The sequence below is a fragment of the Paraburkholderia sp. J12 genome, from assembly GCF_905220215.1.
Classification (GTDB): domain Bacteria; phylum Pseudomonadota; class Gammaproteobacteria; order Burkholderiales; family Burkholderiaceae; genus Paraburkholderia.
Window position 1 is genome coordinate 68,013 of sequence record NZ_CAJMZC010000019.1, and the last position, 19,962, is coordinate 87,974.

23 protein-coding genes and 1 pseudogene are annotated in these 19,962 nt (G+C 65.1%); 12 read left to right on the top strand and 12 right to left on the bottom strand.

Translation table 11 applies throughout. The annotated features are described in order from the left end of the window. The first annotated feature begins 12 nt into the window (after positions 1 to 12). Positions 13 to 897, top strand: coding sequence for an oxaloacetate decarboxylase (locus U5760_RS28325; RefSeq protein WP_322015619.1), 885 nt, complete (start codon positions 13 to 15; stop codon positions 895 to 897). A gap of 38 nt (positions 898 to 935) precedes the next feature. Then, positions 936 to 2,261, top strand: a complete 1,326-nt coding sequence (locus U5760_RS28330; RefSeq protein ID WP_322015620.1) for an MFS transporter — start codon at positions 936 to 938, stop codon at positions 2,259 to 2,261. A 77-nt stretch (positions 2,262 to 2,338) separates the two neighbouring features. Here U5760_RS28330 and U5760_RS28335 read toward each other — a convergent pair whose 3' ends face one another. The 3 genes and pseudogenes from U5760_RS28335 to U5760_RS28345 all read right to left on the bottom strand — a co-directional run bounded on the left by U5760_RS28335 (position 2,339) and on the right by U5760_RS28345 (position 3,672). Beyond that, on the bottom strand, positions 2,339 to 2,692 hold the full coding sequence (locus U5760_RS28335) for a BON domain-containing protein (protein WP_322015621.1): 354 nt from the start codon (positions 2,690 to 2,692) through the stop codon (positions 2,339 to 2,341). Positions 2,693 to 2,979: 287 nt separating this feature from the next. Further along, complete coding sequence (locus U5760_RS28340; RefSeq protein ID WP_322015623.1) at positions 2,980 to 3,213, bottom strand: hypothetical protein; 234 nt, start codon at positions 3,211 to 3,213, stop codon at positions 2,980 to 2,982. Between the two features lie 199 nt (positions 3,214 to 3,412). Beyond that, a pseudogene (locus U5760_RS28345) lies at positions 3,413 to 3,672 on the bottom strand (RidA family protein). 446 nt (positions 3,673 to 4,118) lie between these two features. On the opposite strand from U5760_RS28345, the gene U5760_RS28350 reads away from it, so the two are divergent. Beyond that, positions 4,119 to 4,325 (top strand): hypothetical protein, encoded by a 207-nt coding sequence (locus tag U5760_RS28350; protein WP_322015625.1) that lies wholly within the window; start codon positions 4,119 to 4,121, stop codon positions 4,323 to 4,325. Positions 4,326 to 4,362: 37 nt separating this feature from the next. On the opposite strand, the gene U5760_RS28355 is transcribed toward U5760_RS28350, so the two are convergent. The 3 genes from U5760_RS28355 to U5760_RS28365 all read right to left on the bottom strand — a co-directional run bounded on the left by U5760_RS28355 (position 4,363) and on the right by U5760_RS28365 (position 7,225). Then, complete coding sequence (locus tag U5760_RS28355; RefSeq protein ID WP_322015627.1) at positions 4,363 to 5,643, bottom strand: SUMF1/EgtB/PvdO family nonheme iron enzyme; 1,281 nt, start codon at positions 5,641 to 5,643, stop codon at positions 4,363 to 4,365. Between the two features lie 168 nt (positions 5,644 to 5,811). Then, complete coding sequence (locus U5760_RS28360; protein ID WP_322015629.1) at positions 5,812 to 6,468, bottom strand: helix-turn-helix domain-containing protein; 657 nt, start codon at positions 6,466 to 6,468, stop codon at positions 5,812 to 5,814. Positions 6,469 to 6,760: 292 nt separating this feature from the next. Then, positions 6,761 to 7,225, bottom strand: coding sequence for a universal stress protein (locus U5760_RS28365; RefSeq protein ID WP_322015631.1), 465 nt, complete (start codon positions 7,223 to 7,225; stop codon positions 6,761 to 6,763). A 314-nt stretch (positions 7,226 to 7,539) separates the two neighbouring features. Here U5760_RS28365 and U5760_RS28370 point away from each other — a divergent pair, with 314 nt between their 5' ends. After that, entirely contained in the window at positions 7,540 to 9,066 is a 1,527-nt protein-coding gene (locus U5760_RS28370) for an MFS transporter (protein WP_322015656.1), read from the top strand. A gap of 143 nt (positions 9,067 to 9,209) precedes the next feature. Here U5760_RS28370 and U5760_RS28375 read toward each other — a convergent pair whose 3' ends face one another. Then, positions 9,210 to 9,800 (bottom strand): acyl-homoserine-lactone synthase, encoded by a 591-nt coding sequence (locus U5760_RS28375; RefSeq protein WP_322015633.1) that lies wholly within the window; start codon positions 9,798 to 9,800, stop codon positions 9,210 to 9,212. A 174-nt stretch (positions 9,801 to 9,974) separates the two neighbouring features. On the opposite strand from U5760_RS28375, the gene U5760_RS28380 reads away from it, so the two are divergent. Further along, positions 9,975 to 10,298, top strand: coding sequence for a helix-turn-helix transcriptional regulator (locus U5760_RS28380; protein WP_322015657.1), 324 nt, complete (start codon positions 9,975 to 9,977; stop codon positions 10,296 to 10,298). Here U5760_RS28380 and U5760_RS28385 read toward each other — a convergent pair. Further along, on the bottom strand, positions 10,282 to 10,986 hold the full coding sequence (locus U5760_RS28385; RefSeq protein ID WP_322015658.1) for a LuxR family transcriptional regulator: 705 nt from the start codon (positions 10,984 to 10,986) through the stop codon (positions 10,282 to 10,284). The two genes, U5760_RS28380 and U5760_RS28385, sit on opposite strands and share 17 nt — an antisense overlap. 440 nt (positions 10,987 to 11,426) lie before the next feature. After that, the gene (locus U5760_RS28390) at positions 11,427 to 11,789 is read right to left on the bottom strand and encodes a DUF3005 domain-containing protein (RefSeq protein ID WP_322015635.1); all 363 of its coding nucleotides are present in this window, start codon (positions 11,787 to 11,789) and stop codon (positions 11,427 to 11,429) included. A 319-nt stretch (positions 11,790 to 12,108) separates the two neighbouring features. On the opposite strand from U5760_RS28390, the gene U5760_RS28395 reads away from it, so the two are divergent. Beyond that, a complete protein-coding gene (locus U5760_RS28395; protein WP_322015636.1) occupies positions 12,109 to 12,342 on the top strand; it encodes a hypothetical protein in 234 nt (77 codons plus the stop codon). A 194-nt stretch (positions 12,343 to 12,536) separates the two neighbouring features. Then, positions 12,537 to 13,460, top strand: a complete 924-nt coding sequence (gene epsC, locus U5760_RS28400; RefSeq protein ID WP_322015637.1) for a serine O-acetyltransferase EpsC — start codon at positions 12,537 to 12,539, stop codon at positions 13,458 to 13,460. A 52-nt stretch (positions 13,461 to 13,512) separates the two neighbouring features. Here the strand turns inward: epsC and folE are convergent, their stop codons facing one another. After that, positions 13,513 to 14,199: a GTP cyclohydrolase I FolE gene (gene folE / locus U5760_RS28405; RefSeq protein ID WP_322015638.1), complete on the bottom strand. Its 687-nt coding sequence runs from the start codon at positions 14,197 to 14,199 to the stop codon at positions 13,513 to 13,515. Between the two features lie 67 nt (positions 14,200 to 14,266). Next, positions 14,267 to 15,220, bottom strand: coding sequence for a LysR family transcriptional regulator (locus tag U5760_RS28410; RefSeq protein WP_322015639.1), 954 nt, complete (start codon positions 15,218 to 15,220; stop codon positions 14,267 to 14,269). Between the two features lie 315 nt (positions 15,221 to 15,535). Here U5760_RS28410 and U5760_RS28415 point away from each other — a divergent pair, with 315 nt between their 5' ends. From U5760_RS28415 to pcaC, 5 genes are all read left to right on the top strand, one after another. Further along, positions 15,536 to 16,237 (top strand): 3-oxoacid CoA-transferase subunit A, encoded by a 702-nt coding sequence (locus tag U5760_RS28415; protein ID WP_322015640.1) that lies wholly within the window; start codon positions 15,536 to 15,538, stop codon positions 16,235 to 16,237. An 11-nt stretch (positions 16,238 to 16,248) separates the two neighbouring features. Next, complete coding sequence (locus tag U5760_RS28420; RefSeq protein WP_322015641.1) at positions 16,249 to 16,908, top strand: 3-oxoacid CoA-transferase subunit B; 660 nt, start codon at positions 16,249 to 16,251, stop codon at positions 16,906 to 16,908. A 90-nt stretch (positions 16,909 to 16,998) separates the two neighbouring features. Beyond that, on the top strand, positions 16,999 to 18,378 hold the full coding sequence (locus U5760_RS28425; protein WP_322015642.1) for a 3-carboxy-cis,cis-muconate cycloisomerase: 1,380 nt from the start codon (positions 16,999 to 17,001) through the stop codon (positions 18,376 to 18,378). Between the two features lie 5 nt (positions 18,379 to 18,383). Continuing rightward, a complete protein-coding gene (gene pcaD / locus U5760_RS28430; protein WP_322015643.1) occupies positions 18,384 to 19,175 on the top strand; it encodes a 3-oxoadipate enol-lactonase in 792 nt (263 codons plus the stop codon). Continuing rightward, the gene (pcaC, locus tag U5760_RS28435) at positions 19,172 to 19,564 is read left to right on the top strand and encodes a 4-carboxymuconolactone decarboxylase (protein ID WP_322015644.1); all 393 of its coding nucleotides are present in this window, start codon (positions 19,172 to 19,174) and stop codon (positions 19,562 to 19,564) included. Before pcaD ends, pcaC begins: the two co-directional genes overlap by 4 nt. 18 nt (positions 19,565 to 19,582) lie before the next feature. On the opposite strand, the gene U5760_RS28440 is transcribed toward pcaC, so the two are convergent. After that, on the bottom strand, positions 19,583 to 19,831 hold the full coding sequence (locus tag U5760_RS28440; RefSeq protein ID WP_322015645.1) for a hypothetical protein: 249 nt from the start codon (positions 19,829 to 19,831) through the stop codon (positions 19,583 to 19,585). Positions 19,832 to 19,962 lie beyond the last annotated feature (131 nt).

Consider the following 19,962-nt stretch of genomic DNA (forward strand, 5'->3'; position numbering starts at 1 on the left):
GGAGCCATCACCATGACGACTTCCACCGCCGCGCGCCGCGCCGCTTTCCGTGCCAAGGTCAACGAACGCCGCGGCCTGCTCGTTCCGGGTGCCTTCAACGCACTGAGCGCCCGCGTGATCGAGGACGCGGGCTTCGAGGCGCTGTATCTCACGGGCGCCGGCGTCACGAATATGTCGTTCGGTCTGCCGGACCTCGGCTTCATCGGCCTCTCTGACGTCGCCGAACACACGGCCCGCGTGCGCGACGCCGTGAGCCTGCCGTTGATCGTGGACGCCGACACCGGCTTCGGCAACGCGCTGAACGTGCGCCAGACCGTGCGCACGCTCGAGCGCAGCGGCGCCGACGCGATCCAGTTCGAAGACCAGGTGATGCCCAAGAAGTGCGGCCACTTCAACAACAAGGAAGTGATCGGCAAGGGCGAAATGGTCGGCAAGATTCGCGCGGCAGTCGATGCGCGCGAGGACGGCAATCTGCTCATCATGGCGCGCACCGATGCGGCCGGCGTGCACGGCATTGAAGAAGCGATCGCGCGCGGCCATGCGTTCATCGAGGCCGGTGCGGACATTCTCTTCATCGAGGCGACCGAGAAGCTCGAGGACATCGAGCGCCTGCCGAAGCTCATCGACGCGCCTCAGCTCATCAACATCGTGATCGGCGGCAAGACGCCCGTGCAGTCGCGCGAAGCGCTCGCGGGCCTCGGCTACGCGCTGGTGCTGTACGCGAATGCGGCGCTGCAGGGCGCGGTGGTGGGCATGCAGCGCGCGCTCGGAACACTGCGGGCGAATGGCCGCCTCGACGAAGATCCCGGCATCGTCGCGCCGTTTGCCGAGCGCCAGCGCCTCGTGAACAAGCCGTTCTACGACGGGCTCGAACGCGAATATGCGGCAAAGGACTGAGTAGCAACACGTTGAAAAAATAAAAAGAGGAAACCTGAATGTCGAGCGGAGCAGAGTGGGGCGTGCAAGGAGACCGCGAAACAGCGGGGACGCAGGCGATAGTGCGGCCCCGCATCCGCTCGATCGTGGGCGGGCTCGCGGGCAATCTGATCGAGTGGTACGACTTTCTCGCTTACAGCATTTTTTCGATCTACTTCGCGAAGTCGTTTTTTCCCGGCGACAAGCCCACCGTGCAGCTCATGAACACGGCGGCAATCGCGGCGGTGGGCTACGTCGCGCGGCCGCTGGGTAGCTGGCTGGTGGGCTTTTATGCCGACCGCCACGGGCGCAAGTCGGCGCTGACGTGGTCGGTCGCGGCCATGTGCGTCGGCTCGCTGATGATCGCGCTTACGCCGGATTACGCGAGCATCGGCGTGCTTGCGCCGATCGTGCTGATCGCCGCGCGCCTGCTGCAGGGTTTGAGCATGGGCGGGGAGTACGGCACCAGCGCGACCTACCTCAGCGAGATCTCGCCGGCCAACCGGCGCGGGTTCTACCTGGGCTTCCTGCAGGTGAGCGTGGTGGCTGGGCAACTCGTCGCGCTCGCGCTCATGCTCGTCATGCAGAACCTGCTGATGACGGCGCAGCAGATCGAGCGCTGGGGCTGGCGCGTGCCGTTCCTGATCGGTGGGGCGCTTGCGCTCTTCGCGCTCTACATGCGCCGCAACGTGACGGAAAGCGAAGCGTTCGAGCGCGGCGCACGCGCACCGGGGCCGTCGGTGATCGTGCAACTGCGCCAGCACTGGCGTCAGATCCTGCTTGCCATCGGCATTACCGTGGGCGGCACGGTGGGCTTCTATACGTTCACTGTGTATATGCAGAAGTATCTGGTGAACACGGTGGGCCTCTCCAAAGAGATGTCGACGCTCGTCTCCGCCGGCGCACTTCTGCTCTATATGCCGCTACAGCCGTTGTTCGGGCTTGCTTCCGACGTGTTCGGGCGGCGCCCCGTGCTGATTGCCTTCGGGCTTTCGACCACGCTGTTCTCCGTGCCGCTCTTCAATGCATTGAGCCACACGCATGATCCGTTCGTGGCGTTCCTGCTCGCGTTTGCGGGACTCGTCATGCTGAGCGGCTTTACGTCCGTGCATATGCTCGCGAAAACGGAACTGTTTCCTGTGCGCATTCGCGCGCTTGCCGTGGGCCTGCCGTATGCGCTGACCACGGCGATCCTCGGTGGCACGACGGAGTTCGTCGCGCTGCGCTTCAAGGCGAGCGGGCACGAGCCGTATTTTTACTGGTACGTGACGGCGTGTGCCGCGATTTCGCTGGCTGTTTATCTGCGTATGCCGGAAACGCGCGGACGGGTGGTGGACGGCGTTTGAGTTTCAGTGCGTGTTTGCTTCTCCCCATGGTCGGGCGAACCGGGGGAGAAGCCAGACCTTAATGGCCAGTATTCGCTTTATCGACCGCCTTCCTCATAAAGCGAAAGATAGTTCTTGACCGAAGTGACGCCCGACACCTGGCCCGCGATCGTGGCTGCGTTGTCGACGTCTTCCTGATGAGGTACTTCGCCGGCCAGATCGACCTCGCCGTGCTTGGCGATCACACGAACGTCGGCGATATCGATTTTCCCTTTCGCCAGGGCATCGATTACCTGACGCTCCAGCAAATGATTCGCCTTTCTTGCAGCAGCCCGGCTGGCGTGCGTGCTCGAAGCCGGCGTTTGAGCGAAGGAGGACAAGGGCTGAATGGAAAATGTAAGGACTGCAGATAATGCGGTGACTGCTGCGAGACGGCCAACGATCGGTTTCATGCCAGACTCCATGGGGTTGAATTCCTGGGCCCGCATCCGGGAGAGACGTCGCCGGTGAACGACTGAAAATGAGGCGCGCGAACCGGCTTGCGAAGGATGATACATGAGCGTCTGGTAACGTGCGTCGTTGTTGCACCTAAGGCTGGACAGAGGCCGGCCGGTGCTGGCGCCAGTCAGGCAATCGTTTGCGCGAGAGCGCATCCCCTTCTCGATCGACGGTTGGCGGGCGCCAGGCGTTTCGTGAATCAGCCGCCTCTAGGCCCCGGTGCCTTGCCGCGCCTCTGAGCCTAGCCGCCCCGCGAAGTTTGCGCAGTGCGGACCACGGTAGGCCGCCGGTTCAGAGAGCAATTGGCTGCGAGACAACACGCCCCTATCAGCAAGGCGGTCAGAATCGCAATCACGAGTTGATAGGTCAGGATGGTGGTCAGCGCCTGCGTGTAGGCAAGCCAGACTAACCAACCTAGCGGGCCGAGCGCCGCGCCGAATGCAGCTACACCGCACAAGCCGAAGATGCCTCTCATGGCAGCTCCCTTTCTGGATCTCAAACGGGTACGACAGGAGGGATTATCCGCCAGGATCGTCTTCTGTGGTGTGTGACACAGGTTTCATGGGAAAAGAAGAGCCTGGCATCTCAGGCCAATTCAGGTTTAACCGTACATGCTGATCCAGGTGAAATGAATGCTTCATATTTTCGTATAGCTAATGAATATTTTATGGCAGTCAAAGCGCGATGACGACGATCACGACAGCGGCGTTGGCCGGCACGGCCGCGAAGAAATCGGATGCGCTGTCGACCACGCCGCCTGGTCGTAGAAACCATCGGCGCAGCTGACGTGGCCTTCGACGCTGAGCGTATCGCGCACGCGGCCCGCATAGGACATCTTGCCTTCGGCGAGTGGCACCTGGCCTGAGACGAAGAGGAGGTTGCCTGCATCGCTAACGGGCGTATAACTGCCGAGCGGTTGCGGCGGCACCGGCAGCCTGAGGCCGAGTTCGGCGAGTTTCTATTCGACGGTCGTGGCGGGCTCCTTGAGCGCGATGTCGTGGACGTGAATGCGGCCCTCTGCCGCGCGCACCCCGCGCGCAAACGAACGAGACGCAGCGCATCTGCCGACATCGAATTGTGCTCAGCGGCCGGCGCTCTGGCCGCCCTCGCGGTTTCGGCGCCAATGCCTTGCGACGCGCCCGTAACGATGATGACCTTGGAATGGCTCACGATGTGTCTCGCAGTGTAGGTGGCTCGGCCTGCCGGCCGATCGAATGGACGGATCCGATGGGGACTGACTGTAGGCCTATCCCTCGGGATCTCGAACACCCACCATGGACAAACAGTCTTGCGTCGCAGGAACAAGTGGCGCGGCGAGGACGCGCTTGCGGTAACATGCGCGCCTGACGTTTTTCGGCAAGGTCGCCGTTGGGTGGGGAAATGGATCAGAAGAAAGCCGAGCGCCTGCTCGTCGACGCGGACAGGATCGCGGAGTTTGCTATCGGGTGCTTCGAACTCTCGCTGGATGCCGTGCGCGGCCGCGAGTTGTACGAGCGGGCGTTCAACGCCTATATCCGCAGCGAAGCGGGCGAGGTGCCGATGGACGAGATCTACGATGCCCTCAAGGGGGCGGAGTGTGCTGGTTGAAGCGGCGCCCTGGGGTTAAAAGGCACCGCAAGTCGCCTCACTCATTCACACACCGAAACCCCGCATACACATACTGATAATGCGGCTGGAACCAGTTGCGAAAGGTTGGCCGCAGCATGCACGCCGCCGTGCGCGCCGATCCGCCCTTCATCGCATAGTGCTGGCCGTCGAAAAAGTTGGCCGAATACCCTTCGTAGAACGGAAATGCCGAGAAGCCCGGCAGCGGACCGAATACCGTCGAGGTCCATTCCCAGCCGTTGCCGTAGAGGCCTTCCACGCCCCACGTGCTGGCGCTGTCCGGCGTCGCATCGACGGCAACGGGATTCCAGTCGCGAAAATCGAAGTTATCGGTGTGGCCGGGCAGGGCCCCGTGCGCGGCGCGCTGCCACTGCGCCTCGCTCGGCAGGCGCGCGCCGCGCCAGCGCGCGAAGGCGCTCGCTTCCGCGTGGCTCACATAGGCGGGCCAGGACAACGGCAGCGGAATGTCGTCGAACATGGTCCGCAGCCGCCAGCCTGCTTCACTCCTCGACCAGAACACGGGATGCGTGACGCCCAGCGCTTCCTTCCACGCCCAGTCGGCGGCGGTCCATAGCGATGGGTCCCGGTAGCCGCCGTCCTCGACGAAATCGAGAAACGCTCCGTTCGTGACCATATAACGGTCCATCTCGAAGGCCGGCACGTCGATCTGCTGCTCGCCGAATTCGTTGTCCCAACCAAATACGCCGCGCTCGGCGGTCATGCCCAGTTCGGTGCGGCCCGCCGGCACCGGCACCATCGAGGGCGTTACAGCGTAAAGATGGTCGGGCAGGCTGCGCGGGATGCCGTTCGCCTGCTTCTGGTCGAGCGGCAACTGGTGGAGCATGTACGCGAGCGTTTCGACGTGCATGAGCCGATGTTCGATCGCAACGTTGAGCAACTGCGCCGGCGAACCGGGACGGGACGTGCCGTCGGGCAGATCGAGCCGCGCCAGTTGCTCGTCGATCCGTTGGCGGCCTTGGTGTCCGTACGCGCGTATTTCGCCGAGGCTGGGCCAGTCGGCCGGCACGTCCGTCGGCAGCAAGGCGCCGTCGACAGGATCGATGCCGAAGGCGAACAGCCGGTCGAGCTGCGGATCGGTCGAGGGCAGGTCGAACAGGCGCCGGTCGAACAGATTGAGGTCGAAGGCTTCGAGATGGCCGATATAGAACACGATCCGATGCCGTTCGCGGATCGGGCGTTCGTACAGGAACTCCGGCTTGACGATGTCGAAGACCGCGTCGCTCGCTGCGCGGGCGGCGGCGAGGCGCTCGGCGAAAGTGGGCGTGGGCGGGAGAGGCATTTCGGCATTTCTCCGTGCTTGGGGCAGTGTTCGAGACTTTACCGCCGCAGCAGAAGTTGTGCCAACGCCCGGCCAAACGCCTGAGCAGAAAAGGGGAAGTGTGGAAAAGCCGGGGGGAAGGTCGGCCGCGCGCCGGCCGACGGGCGCGCGGGCAGGGCGCCGCGAGGCTCAGATCTGGCGCAGGCCCTCGAAATCGACGATCCGGATGAGCTTGCCTTGTGCGTCGATCAGGCCGCGCTTTTGAAATCTCGACAAGGTTCGGCTCACGGTCTCGAGCGTCATGCCGAGATAGCTGCCCATGTCTTCGCGCGTCATGCGGAGGTTGAATTCCGTATGCGAATAGCCGCGCTGCCCGTTGCGCTCGGACACGTCGAGCAGGAAGGCCGCCACGCGTTCGTCTGCGGAAAGCGAGCCGAGCACCATCATCTGGGACGATTCGCGGTACAACTGCTCGCTCATCAGCCGGTGCAGGCGGTCCTGCATCGCGCCGGCCTCGCGGCACAGGTGCTTAAGCGCCGCGTAGGGAACGATGCATACCGAACTGTCTTCGAGAGCGACGGCGGAGCTCGTATGGGTATCGGTGTTGATGCCGTCGAGACCGAGCGGGTCGCCGGCGAGGCGCAGGCCCGTTACCTGCTCCCGGCCGTCGCGGTGCGTCATGATGGTCTTGAGCGAGCCGGAGCGCACGGCGTACAGATTGTCGAACGGGTCGCCCGAGCGATAGAGCGCCTCACCCCGGCGCACGCTGCGCGCGGTGCAGATGAGCGCTTCGATCTTGGGCATGTCGTCCGAGGTGAGGCCCTGCGGCATGCAGAGGTGACGCATCGCACAACTGGAGCAGCGGGCCGAACTGCGCGGACTAGCCGCGGTTGAACGCGCAGTTGAATGGTGAGTGCGGCGCACCGTGGTATGAGAGACGACGGTCGGGGTCAGCATCTGCCTGCTCCTGTTTATTTGTGCTGGAGCATTGTCCCACCGCAGTTCCGCCTTTGATTGGCGGCAAAGTGACGCGCTTTTGAGATGTACCGCCTTTGCGCGGCGTCAGAAGCTGCGCGTGTCGAGGGACACGCGCAAATCGAGTTTTGTCAATTTTCAGGATTGGCCTGATATCTCTTTATTAGACGCTCGTGGTGGCGCCGGCGGCCGACGGGATCAGCAGGACCGGCAGCATCGACTGGCGCACGCAGCGCTCCGCCACGCTGCCCAGAATGAGCCGCTGGAACCCGCGGCGCCCGTGCGTGCCCATCACGATCAGGTCGGCGCCGGCCGTCTTTGCCGCATTCAGCACGAGCGTCGGCACGTCGTCGATCGACGACGCCTCGCCGGTCGTCATGGCGCCTTCCACCCCGCGCTCGCGCATGATCTTGTCCATCTGCGCGGCGAGTTCGTTGCCCTGCGCGATCATCTGGTTGCGCAGGATGGACGGGTCGTAACCGGGAGCCTCGAAATACATCGGCGTGTTCTCGATCACGTAGTAGGGCTGCAGACTCGCGTCCATTGCCTTCGCGAGTTCGAGCGCGGCTTCGAAGGCGCGGCGCGACGTATCGCTGCCATCGACCGCGACGAGGATGCGTTTGTACATGAAACCTCCGCTGAGATAGAACCGGGACGCGCACGGCTTGTGATACGGCCTGGACGGGCGTCGTGCGTACTCTGACAGAGAGCGTAAACGATCGCTGAAAAAGATGCAGCGCCGGTGTATTAAAAATAGAGGCGACCCGAATGCCGATCAAACATCGTGCATCTGACGCAGGCTTGCACGCGCTCCGGCATCTCGCTATCGTGGCGACTCTTTGCTACTGCCGTCCCCGCCCGATTTCCCTCGCATCCTCCGCCGTGATTTCCGACGCACCGTCCGCCCCCAGGCCCCTGCCGTTTCGCGACGCGCTCCTTGCCATGCTCGGCATCGGCCTCGTCAACATGCTGGTCGCGCTCGACCAGACCGTCGTCAGCACCGCTTTGCCGTCGATCGTCGCCGAACTGCACGGCTTCGAGTTTTATGCCTGGATTGCCAGTGCCTATCTGCTGGCTTCGGTTGTGACCGTGCCGGTGTTCGGCCGGCTCGGCGACTACTTCGGGCGCAAGCGTTTCGTGATCGCCGCGGTGATCGTGTTCACCGTCGCCTCGGTGCTGTGCGGGCTCGCGACCGGCATGCGCTTTCTTGCCGTGGCGCGCGCGCTGCAGGGTATCGGCGGCGGGATGATGGTGGGCACGGCGTTCGCGTCGATCCCCGATCTCTTTCCCGATCCGCGCGCGCGGGTGCGCTGGCAGGTGGTCATGGCGGCGGCCTACGGCATCGGCACGGCGGCCGGCCCTTCGCTCGGCGGGTGGCTCAGCGAGCACTTCGGCTGGCGCTCCACGTTTCTCGTCAATCTGCCCGTCGGTGCGCTCGCGCTGTACTTCATCCAGGTGCACCTGCCCGCTTACCGGCCGGTGCGCACGGGCGAAGTGCGCATCGACTGGACGGGCGCCGCGCTCGTCGCGATCGTGCTGGGGAGTTTCCAGACGCTGATCGAGGCGGTGCCCAGAGACGGGCTCTCGGCGTGGAGCCTGGCGCTGGGCGCCGTCGTGATCGCAGGCGCGGCGGCGCTCCTGTTATGCGAGCGGCGGGCGACGCATCCCATCATCCCGCTCGATCTCTTTCGCGATCCGCAGCTCGTCACCCTGTTTACGCTCTCGACGCTCTCGGGCTTCGTGATGTTCTCGCTGATCTTTTTTGCGCCGCTGCTGCTGCAAGGCGGTTTTGGCCTCTCGCCCCAGGAGGCGGGGTTGCTCGCCACGCCCATTGCCGCCTGCATCGCGCTCGGCAGCCTGATCAATACGCGCATCGTGATCCGCCTGCCGAAGCCAACGGCCATCCTCACCGTCGGCTTCGGCCTGCTCGTGATCGCTTCGACGTCGCTCGCGTTCGCGACGCAAGATACGCGGCATCTGTGGCTCGAACTCGCGATGTCGGCGGTCGGCATCGGACTCGGCTTCATCCTCAACAATCTGAATGTGTTCGGCCAGGAGATTGCCGGGCGCGAGCGCTTCGGCATCACCACCGCGCTTCTGCAATCGACGCGGATGGTGGGCGGCATGCTCGGCACCAGCATCGTCGCGACGATCGTCAATCACCGCTATGCGGCGGGCGTCGGCGACGCGCTGGCCGTGCTCGGCGCGCCCCGGCAGGCGCGCTGGGCGCCGCAACTGGCGGATCCGCGCGTACTCGTCGACCCGGCGCTGCGCGATGCGCTCGTCTCGCAGCTCAAGGCCGCGGGCCTCGACGGAGCGGGGCTCATCGAGGCGGTGCGGCATGTGCTGGTGGATGCCATCCACGTGGGCATCGGGCTGACCGGCGTCGCGGCGCTGGCGGCGGCGCTGCTGGTGCGGCGGATTTCACATATCCGCTTCGGCAAGGGAGCGGCGGCTGTAACCCGTTAAAAGAAAACGGTTTTTCTGACTGTTCCGAAGGTTCTATTGCATCCCGGCGAGCGTGCGGTAGCCACCCATGGCGCAATCATCAGACAAATAGCGTAAACTCCTCTCGGCGCGGCGCCGGCAACCTCCGACGATCGACGCGACGCTCAGGCGGCCGTCGCCATCTGGCCGAACATGGCCGTATGGGTCTGCTGGCTCATGGCGATATCGAGCGCGACCGCGTTCTCCACGCCAATGCGCTGCGGCGCCCCGAGGCGGGCGATCTCCATGCCGGTGCGGCGCAGCATGCGCTCGATCGGCGTGGTCGTCACGGTGACGTAGCGCTGGATGCCCATGCGGTCGGCGAAAGTAATGGCCGAACGGATCGCCTGCGTCGTCAGTTCAGCGAAGCCGAATGCCTGCTCGTTGTCCGACTCGATCGCAAAGCGGCTCAGTTCCCAGATCTGCCGGCCGGCGGGTGCGGTCTCGCCGTGCAGCAGTTGCGCGAAGGTGTCGCGCAGCATGTTCGGTCCCTCGGTCGGCATCATGCGCCAGCATCCGCGCACCCGCCCCGACGTCTCCTGGATCAGCATGTAATGGGGCCCGAGCGCGTCGTATCCATCGACTTCCATGCCCGCGATGGTGGGAATGTCCCAGCCCATGCGGTCCCGGAAGACGCGGGCTCGCAGGCGATACATCTCGTTGATGTCCTCGTTGTCGAAATCCTGTCTTTGACCAATCCGGATAACGGCTTGCATGGCATTTCTCCCGTTTGCGTGTAGGAAAGGCAGCAGCACGGATCGAAAGCTATGCGTTTTGAATATAAAAAGACACCTATCCACGTAGGTAGGTGCGCAGAGAGGGTCAGTTCTGGAGAATGGCACGGCGGTAGTCACTCATCAGGCATAACGGACAGCGAGAGCGAGAACACCATGGAACTTATGGAAAATCATCATTGGCAGGCGGGAACGCACGTGCAATCCCTTCCGTCAGGAGAGCTGTCGTCGGTAATCGACCGCGTCCTGATCATTGCGTATCGCAAGAAGAAGAAGGAAAGCCAGCGTCGTTTCTGGGCCCGTTTCGGCGTGACCCAGTCGCGCGGCAGCCGCTTCGAATCGGGCGCGGAGATTCCGCCGCCGGTGTCGATCCTGCTGGGTCTGTATTTCAACAAGACGATTTCGGACGGCGATCTCGGCCGTGCCGAGCGGGTGCTGCGCCGCGCCGACGGCCCGCTGATGCTCAGCCCGGGTCAATAAGACCCATCTGGGTCGCGATCACAGCCGCCGCGCGGCGTGAGTTGACGCCGAACTTCCCGCGAATGTTCTTCATGTGGAAGTTCACGACGGCTTCCGAGCAGTTCAGGATGTGCGAAATCTCCCAGGTGGACTTGCCAAGGGCAGTCCACTTGAGGCATTCCTTCTCTCGCGGCGTCAGCTTCGGGATCAGCGACTGGACGTGATCGTTCAGGTGGCGTTGGCTCGTGTCGAGCACGAGATCGCGCAGCAGCACGAGATTCGGCAGGGCACGGTTGACGTCGTGCCAGAAGTTGTCGGACGGATTGGCGTCGTTGACGAAGCACAGCATGCCGATTTCCTGGCGCGGACCATGGATCGGCAGCGTGATACCCGCCCGCAGCCCGTAGGAACGGGCTTCCTCATACATCGATTGCTGCTGCTCCGTGGCGAACAGCTCGGGCGACCAGATAAGCGGCGCCGAGCGTGTCGTGCAATGCGCGACGGTCGGATCGAAATACGCCATGTTGTGGTCGTTGTACGTCTGCCGCCAGGCGGCGGAGTAGTTCGTGCGAATGAACGCATCTTCGAGCCGCATTCCTGGACGCGGCAGGATCGCCATCATCAGCTGGCTGAATCCCCACGAACTGGCGAGCTCAGCCACCGCCTCGAACCACGCAGCCTCTCCCGGCGCGTCGAGAACGGGCGACATCTGCTCTATGAAATGTAGAGGCACGTCAACACTCTCCGTCGGCGATGGGCCAGTTCGCAGCCAGGCCCGGGCGAGTTTCCCCGCTTCTTGTGATGTAACAATTTATCACTAAATCTCGCCCTGATTGTTCTTCTCTACCATTCTACGGAGCACAAGAATGGGAGTTAACGCCGATTAGCCGCCAATTCGGGCGAATCGTATCGGGCATTCGACGAAAATACGGCCGACGTTTCCCGGCGGCGCCCGCTACGGGGCGCCGGGACTCGCGTTCAGCCGATACCGGGATTAACGGCGCGGCCGAAAAAAGCTTGTGACAATTCGCCGATTCCGGGCACTTTTGGGCCAATCCGCGTGCGCATCAATTCGCCCATGAATTGGCAATGGCGCCCGTGAATTTGTCGGCCTTTTGCCGAAAAATATCGGCGAATGGCACAGGTTCCTCAGCCCTTGCGCTGCAACTCGACAATGCGCGTGGGGCGCAGGTGGTTGAGCGAATAGTGCAGGCGCCCGGGGCTGCGCCGTGTGCTGGTGGAGCCCGAATCGACGAACTCCCAGTCGGAGGTGTAGGGCGCGAGCGGACTGGCCATGCCCTTGTCGAGCACCTCGTAGCCCGGCTGCAGCGCGAACAGCAGCCGGTGTCCGCCGGGGCGGCTGTCGAATCCCGCAATGCCGTCGCCGGCCTCGGGCACGCTGTTGTCGAGCGTGGCGTCGGTCGTCGTGACCTCGTCGGGGCTCATGTTGGCATTGGCCGCAAGGGCGGCTAGTTCGCGCCGCCTTTCCTCTGCTGGGTCGGTGCGTCTCATGATGCGTCCTCCTCGGAGGTTGAGGGAGCGCCGCAGGTGCGGCAGGGCCCGCCATCCTGTGCTTTGCCGGTTCCTCGCCAGCGTGCCGCCACCCTCAGAACGGCCCGGAAAGCAAGGCTTAGCGCCCAGGGAAACGGCTCCAGCGATTTAACCTTTTTTTCTTTGGAGCGCGGTTTTTCCTCGGAGTATGATCCTCTTTCGACGAGTTGGCGCGCTATGAATCAACGGCCCGAAGAAGCGGCCGCGCTGTGGCTTTGCCGCACGATCCTTGACGCGCCCACCGAAAAACGGACGAGGCAGTCAGGGGCGGATGACACACATGCACTTCGACGCTGCATTCACGCATCGCGGCTATTTGCTCAATTGCGCGCCGGCGCGCGCGGGCGATGGCAGCTGGCAACCTTATGTGGTGATTTCCCGTTCGAGCGACGGCGAGCTGGTTGCCAACCGGTTTTTTCCCGCAGACCTGCGTTTTCCCGACGAAGCAGCCGCCATCGCGCACGCGCGCGACTGGGCGGTGCGCTGGATCGACGCGAGCAGCGTGCCTCTCTAGCGGCCGCGGCCGCTTCCCTGTGCGATTTTCCTGATCCGGTTGTCCAAGATGCCGCCGCGCCGCCCGGCGGCCGTCGAGCCGCGCTCGCGCGTGGTGCGGCGTGCCGAGGGGCTTCGGCGAACTCGCCCAAAACGCGGTAATCTCCGGGGTCTGTACACCTTACCGGCGGCCCGCGCCGCTGCGCACGCTTTACCATGTCCAATGCCGCTTCCCCCGACTGGGGCCTCGAACAGATCGTTGCCGACCTGCGCGCGTCGCGCGAAGAACTGCATCGCACGCGCCATCCGCTCGGGATCCGCGAGTTGCCTTCGCGCGATGCCGTCGTCAACATCGTGACGGGCCTGCGCGCCGCGCTGTTCCCCACGCATTACGGCGCGCCCGATCTCACCGACGAGAGCGTCGACTATTACGTCGGCCATACGCTCGAAAGCACGCTGCGCCTGCTGGCGGAGCAGATACGCCGCGCGCTGCGCTTCTTGCCGGAGAACGCCGAAGCCAGCGACGAAACGTTGCGTGCGCGCGCATTCGAGGTGGCCCGCGAGTTCGGCCGCCAGTTGCCCGCCATCCGCGCGCTGCTCGTAAGCGACATTCAGGCCGCCTTCACGGGCGACCCGGCCGCCCAGCACATCACCGAGATCCTGCTGTGCTATCCCGGCGTCTGGGCTATGACGCATCACCGGCTCGCCCACGCACTGCACCGGCTGGGCGTGCCGCTGCTCGCGCGCTTCATCAACGAGATCGCCCATTCGCTGACCGGTATCGACATTCACCCCGGCGCGCAGATCGGCTCGAGTTTCTTCATCGACCACGGCACGGGCGTTGTGATCGGCGAGACGGCGATCATCGGCGAGCGCGTGCGCGTCTATCAGGCCGTGACGCTCGGCGCGAAGAGCTTCGCCGCCGATCTCGACGGTACGCTGGTGAAGGGCAATGCGCGCCACCCGGTCGTCGAGGACGACGTGGTGATCTATGCGGGCGCAACCATACTCGGGCGCGTGACGATCGGGCGCGGTTCGGTGATCGGCGGCAACGTGTGGCTCACGCATAGCGTGCCGCCGGGCAGCAGCGTGCGCCAGGGCAAGATCCGCGAGATCGAGCGTGGCGCCGAAGGGGCCTGAAGTCAGGGCAGCAACGCAGGATGCCGCAGAAGGCATCCTGCGGTAGCCGCGCTCAGGTGTTGGCGATGCTCATCGCCACCGGGTTGCCGACGATCGCGAGAAATTCGCGGCGCGTGGACGGGTCCGTGCGGAACGTGCCCAGCATGCGCGAGGTGACCATTTCCACGCCCGCCTTGTGCACCCCGCGCGTGGACATGCATTGGTGCGACGCTTCGAGGATCACGCCGACCCCCTTCGGTTGCAGCACCTCGTTGAGCGTATCGGCGATCTGCGCCGTCATCTTTTCCTGGATCTGCAGGCGCTTGGCGAAGGCATCCACGAGCCGCGCGAGCTTGGAGATGCCCACCACGCGATGCTCGGGCAGATACGCCACGTGCGCGCGGCCGATGATCGGCACCATGTGGTGCTCGCAGTAGCTCTCGAAGCGGATGTCCTTCAGCACGATCATTTCGTCGTAGCCGTCCACTTCCGAAAACGTGCGCGAGAGGATCTCGCGCGGATCCACGTCGTAGCCCGCGAAGAATTCCTCATAGGCGCGCACCACGCGCGCCGGCGTATCGATCAGGCCTTCGCGCGAAGGGTTGTCGCCGGCCCAGCGCAACAGTATGCGCACGGCGTCTTCGGCTTCGGCGCGCGAGGGGCGCGCCGGATGCGTCACACGCGCCGGCTCGCTCGCGGCCGCCCGTTCCGGTTGAGATTTGATCTTCTTCGCTTTTCCAGCGTGCTTCCCGTCGCTCATGCATCGGCTCCTGTCATGTGGCCGTGCGCCGCGCGCCACGTACCACGAATGCGCATTGTTCCATGATTCAGACGCGCCCGCGCGGCACGGGCACGGCGGGCTTCGGCCACTCGTCGAGGGCGTCGTTGAAAAGCTCGGCCACCACGCTGCGCAGCCAGGCGGCGCGCGCGCCGTTGTGATACTTGCGATGCCAGTGCTGCCTGAGATCGAAATGCGGCAAGGCGAGCGGCGGCTCGACGAGCGTGATCGAGGCGTGCTCGGCCACATACGCATAGCCGATGGCGTGCGGCACGGTCGCGATCAGGTCAGTGCGCGCGAGGATGAACGGCAAGCTCATGAAGTGGGGCGTTTCGAGCACGGCGCGCCGGCGCAGCCGCTTTTTCTCGAGGAACTGCTCCAGCACTTCCTGGCTGCGGCCCTCGGCGCGCACCACGGCATGCCCCATCGTCAGGAACTGCTCGAGCGTGATCGGCTTGCCGGCGAGCGGATGGCCGCTGCGCATCATGCAGATGAAGCGGTGCGTGAAGAGCCGCTGCTGGAAGAAGTTGTTGCCGCCGAGGTCGGGAAAGTAGCCCACGGCCAGATCGATATCGCCCGATTCGAGCCCGCGCTCGACCTGGCCCGGCGGCAGCGAGACCGAGCGCAGATTGGCGTTGGGCGCACGTTCGGCGAAGAGCTGCAGGAGGCGCGGCAGGAAGACGATTTCGCCGACGTCGGAAAGCGCGATCGAGAACGTGTGCGTGCTGGTGGCCGGATCGAATTCCTGGGCATCGAGCATGCCTTTCTCGATGCGGATCAGCGCGTCGCGCGCGGCGGGGATCAGTGCGAGCGCACGCGGCGTGGGTTCCATGCCGCGCGAGGTGCGCACGAAGAGCGGGTCGCCGAAATACTCGCGCAGCTTGCCGAGCGCGGTGCTCACGCGCGGCTGGCTGACGCCGAGCCGTTCGGCGGCGCGGCTCACGTTGCGCGCCTCTTCCATGGCGACGAGATAGGGAATCAGGTTGAGGTCGAGGTCCTGCATGGCGAAGGCGCGGCGGCTTGAGCGGCGAACTATATCGAATTCGGATAAAGAGTAATGCAGAACCCGGGTTCCACGATACCTTGCATTGCGCCGAGGGCTACGCACAAGCGCCTGCACGCCCCTGCGTACGGGAAAACGATGACCCGCCCGCCGCGCGGAACGGCGTCTGCGCCCGGCCTCACGCCTTGACAAGCGCCGGGAACGACTCCGATAATGCGCCATACGTTCGCTAAACGAATCAGTGTTCGTATAAAGAACTTTTCGCGATCGAGTGGCAGGCACAGGCTGCCGGACGCACCGTCTTCAGGAAGAGGCATGATCAACAAGATTTTCGACTCGCTTCAGGCCGCCGTAGCCGACGTGCACGACGGCGCCACGGTGATGATCGGCGGCTTCGGCACGGCAGGCATGCCGGCGGAACTGATCGACGCGCTCATCGAGCAGGGCGCGCGCGATCTCACCATCGTCAACAACAACGCCGGCAACGGCGACACGGGTCTGGCCGCGCTGCTCAAGGCAAAGCGCGTGCGCAAGATCATCTGCTCGTTCCCGCGCCAGACCGATTCGTACGTCTTCGATGCGCTCTACCGCGCTGGCGAGATCGAGCTCGAACTGGTGCCGCAGGGCAACCTCGCCGAGCGCATCCGCGCGGCCGGCGCCGGCATCGGCGGCTTCTTCACGCCCACGGGCTACGGCACGAAGCTCGCCGAAGGCAAGGAAACGCGCCTGATCGACGGCCGCCACTACGTGCTGGAGTCGCCGCTTCATGCCGACTTCGCGCTCATCAAGGCCTACAAGGGCGACCGCTGGGGCAACCTCGTCTATCGCAAGACCGCGCGCAACTTCGGCCCGATCATGGCGAGCGCCGCGAAGGTCGCCATCGCCCAGGTGTCGGACGTGGTGCCGCTCGGCGATCTCGATCCCGAAGTGATCGTCACGCCGGGCATCTTCGTGCAGCGTGTCGTCGAGGTGCCGCAAGCGGCGCACGTCGTGCAAAAGGCCCGACAGGCAGCCTGAGGAGACAAGCAATGAAACGGTTGAATCGCGATGAAATGGCCCAGCGCGTGGCCGCGGACATTCCCGAAGGCGCGTATGTGAATCTCGGCATCGGCGTGCCGACGCTGGTGGCCAACCACCTCGATCCGCAGAAGGAAATCTTCCTGCACAGCGAAAACGGCCTGCTCGGCATGGGTCCGGCACCGGCGCCCGGCGAGGAAGACGACGAACTCATCAACGCGGGCAAGCAGCACGTCACGCTGCTCACCGGCGGCGCCTACTTCCATCACGCGGATTCGTTCGCGATGATGCGCGGCGGCCATCTCGACTATTGCGTGCTCGGCGCGTTCCAGGTCTCGGCCAAGGGCGATCTCGCGAACTGGCATACCGGCGCGCCGGATGCGATCCCCGCCGTGGGCGGCGCGATGGATCTCGCCATCGGCGCGAAGCAGGTGTTCGTGATGATGGAACTCCTGACGAAGCAGGGCGAAAGCAAGCTCGTGGCCGAGTGCTCGTATCCCGTGACGGGCGTGCAGTGCGTGGACCGGATCTATACCGATCTCGCCACGTTCGACGTGACGCCCGAAGGACTCGCCGTGCGCGAGATCTATTCGGACATCGACTTCGACGCGCTGCAGAAGCTGGCCGGCGTGCCGCTGATCGACGCGACACAACAGCGCCGCGCGGCGTAAGCTTGCGAGGTGTGTCATCCGATGGCGCGACGCCGGGCGGCAACCGCTGCCGGCGCCGCGCCTGCGATGCTTTTCCCTCACCCACGCCCCATGACTGAACGCCTGACGAGCCTGATCTGCGGCACCGAGCCGATGAACGCCATCTGGTCGCCGCGCGCGACGCTGCAGCGGATGCTCGACGTGGAGGCCGCGCTCGCACGCGCATCGGCGGCGCACGGCGTGATTCCGGCAACGGCAGTGACTGCGATCGCCGCGGCGTGCCGGGCCGAGCAGCTCGACGCCGAGGCGCTCGCGCGCGACGCCGCGCTGGGCGGCAATCTGGCCATTCCGCTCGTCAAGCAGCTCACGGCGCGCGTGAAGGACCTCGATCCCGAAGCGTCGAAGTACGTGCATTGGGGCGCCACGAGCCAGGACATCATCGATACGGCGACCGTGCTGCAACTGCGCGACGCGCTGGATCTGATCGCCCACGAACTCGACGCGCTGTGCGCCACGCTGGCGGAGCTTGCGCGCACGCATCGCTCGACGCCCGCCGTGGGCCGCACGTGGCTCCAGCAGGCGCTGCCCATCACGCTTGGCCTGAAATTCGCGCAATGGCTCGACGCGATGCTGCGTCATCGCGAGCGGCTCGCGGCATTGCGCGCGCGAGCGCTGGTGCTGCAGTTCGGCGGCGCGGCCGGCACGCTCGCGAGCTTGCGCACGGCGGCAGCCGACGTGAGCGCCTCGCTCGCGAAGGAACTGGCGCTCGCGCAGCCCACCTTGCCGTGGCACACCCAGCGCGACCGCATTGCCGAAGCCGCGGCGTTCTTCGGCATGCTGATCGGCACGCTCGGCAAGATCGCCCGCGATATCTCGCTGCAGATGCAGACCGAGGTCGGCGAGCTGGCCGAACCGGCGGCGGCGGGCAAGGGCGGTTCCTCGACCATGCCGCACAAGCGCAACCCGGTAGGCTGCGCCGCCGTGCTGACCGCTGCGGCGCGGGCGCCGGGCCTCGTCGCGACGGTGTTCGGCGGCATGGTGCAGGAGCACGAGCGCGCGCTCGGCGGCTGGCAGGCCGAATGGGACGCGCTGCCCGATCTCGCGCGCCTCGCGGGCGGCGCGCTCGCGCACATCGGCCAGATCGCGGGGGGCCTCGAAGTCCGGCCCGAACGCCTCGCGGCCAACCTCGACGCCACTCACGGCCTGATTCTCGGCGAAGCGGTCATGCTCGCGCTCGGCGACGCCATCGGCCGGCTCGACGCTCATCATCTCGTCGAGGCCGCCTCGAAAACCGCGGTGCAGACCGGCCGCACGCTCCACGACGTGCTGGCGGAAAACCCCGCCGTGACGCGCCACCTGGATGCCGCGCGCCTCGCTGCGCTGCTCGATCCGGCCAACTACGCGGGCGAAGCGCACGCGTTCGTCGACGCGGTGCTCGCATCGTATGCGCGCGCCGCCGCCCCTTCTTCATTGCAGACTCACGAGGAGTAATCCGCATGCCCTACGCAGCCGTCAACGACACGCAGCTGTTCTACCGCATCGACGGAGCGCAGAACAGCACGGCGCCGTGGCTGATCCTGTCGAATTCGCTCGGCAGCGACGTGTCGATGTGGACGCCGCAACTGGCTGAATTCTCGAAGCATTTCCGCGTGCTGCGCTACGACACGCGCGGCCACGGCCATTCGGACGTGCCGCCGGGACCGTACACGATCGAGCAGCTCACGGGCGACGTGATCGGCCTGATGGACCATCTGGGCATCGCGCGCGCGCATTTCGCGGGTGTTTCGATGGGCGGCCTGACCGGCGTGGGTCTCGGCGCGCGCTACGCGAACCGTATCGATCGCCTCGTGCTCTGCAATACGGCCGCAAAGATCGGCTCCCCCGAGGTGTGGGTGCCGCGCGCGGCCAAGGCCCGCGGTGAAGGGATGCTCGCGCTCGCCGACGCCGTGCTGCCGCGCTGGTATACGGCGGACTTCATGGCGCGCAACCCGCTTGTGATCGCCCAGGCGCGCGACGTGTTCGTGCACACCGACAACGAAGGTTATGCCTCGAACTGCGACGCCATCAACGCAGCGGACCTGCGCGGCGAAGCGCGCTCAATCACGGCGCCGACGCTCGTGATCTCGGGCACGCACGACCTCGCCGCGACGCCCGCACAGGGCCGCGCGCTGGCGGAGTCGGTGCCGGGCGCACGCTACGTGGAACTGGACGCCTCGCATATCTCGAACGTCGAACTCGCGGATCGGTTCACGAAAACCGTGGCCGACTTTCTGCAGGAGGCGCGATGACCGAAGACGAGCGTTACGAAGCCGGTCTTTCCGTGCGGCGCACGGTGCTGGGCGATGCCCACGTCGATCGCTCGATTGCGAACCGCACGGAGCTCACCGAGGAATTCCAGGCGCTCATCACGCGCTACGCGTGGGGCGAGATCTGGACGCGCGAAGGCATGCCGCGCCATACGCGCAGCCTCCTCACCATTGCGATGATGGTGGCGCTCAATCGCAGCGAGGAACTCGCGCTGCACCTGCGCGCCGCGAAGAACAACGGCGTCACGCGCGAGGAAATCAAGGAAGTGCTGCTGCAGACCGCGATTTACTGCGGCGTGCCTGCGGCGAACTCGGCGTTCCATCTGGCCGAGCGCATCTTCCACGAAGAAGACGGCACGGCGCAAGGCTGAGCGCCGCCCGCGGCCGGCTTACTCTTCGGGCTCGCCTTCGGCGACGTAACGGCGCAGCGTGGCAAGGAGCGCGGCTTCTTCGGCGCGGTGTGCGGCGTCGCTGGCGGACCCCGCTTCGCGTTCCTCGCCGAACATCGAAGCGGGCGCATCGAATGTCTCGACTTCCTGGCCTTCGCGAAACACGCGGATTTCACGCGTGTTCTCGAAGTATTCGGCTACCCAGTGGACGCCTTCGATATGCGTCCCCACGCGGATCGGCGTTTTCATCGGACTCTCTCCACGAGCCGCGCGAGGGCGGCGTTTGGCGACATTGCATCCGTCGATAGACGAAAGATACCCCCTTGAGGCTCGTTGTGCTCATCTGTTGCGTTCATTCACGGGGCGTTTCGCGCGCCGAG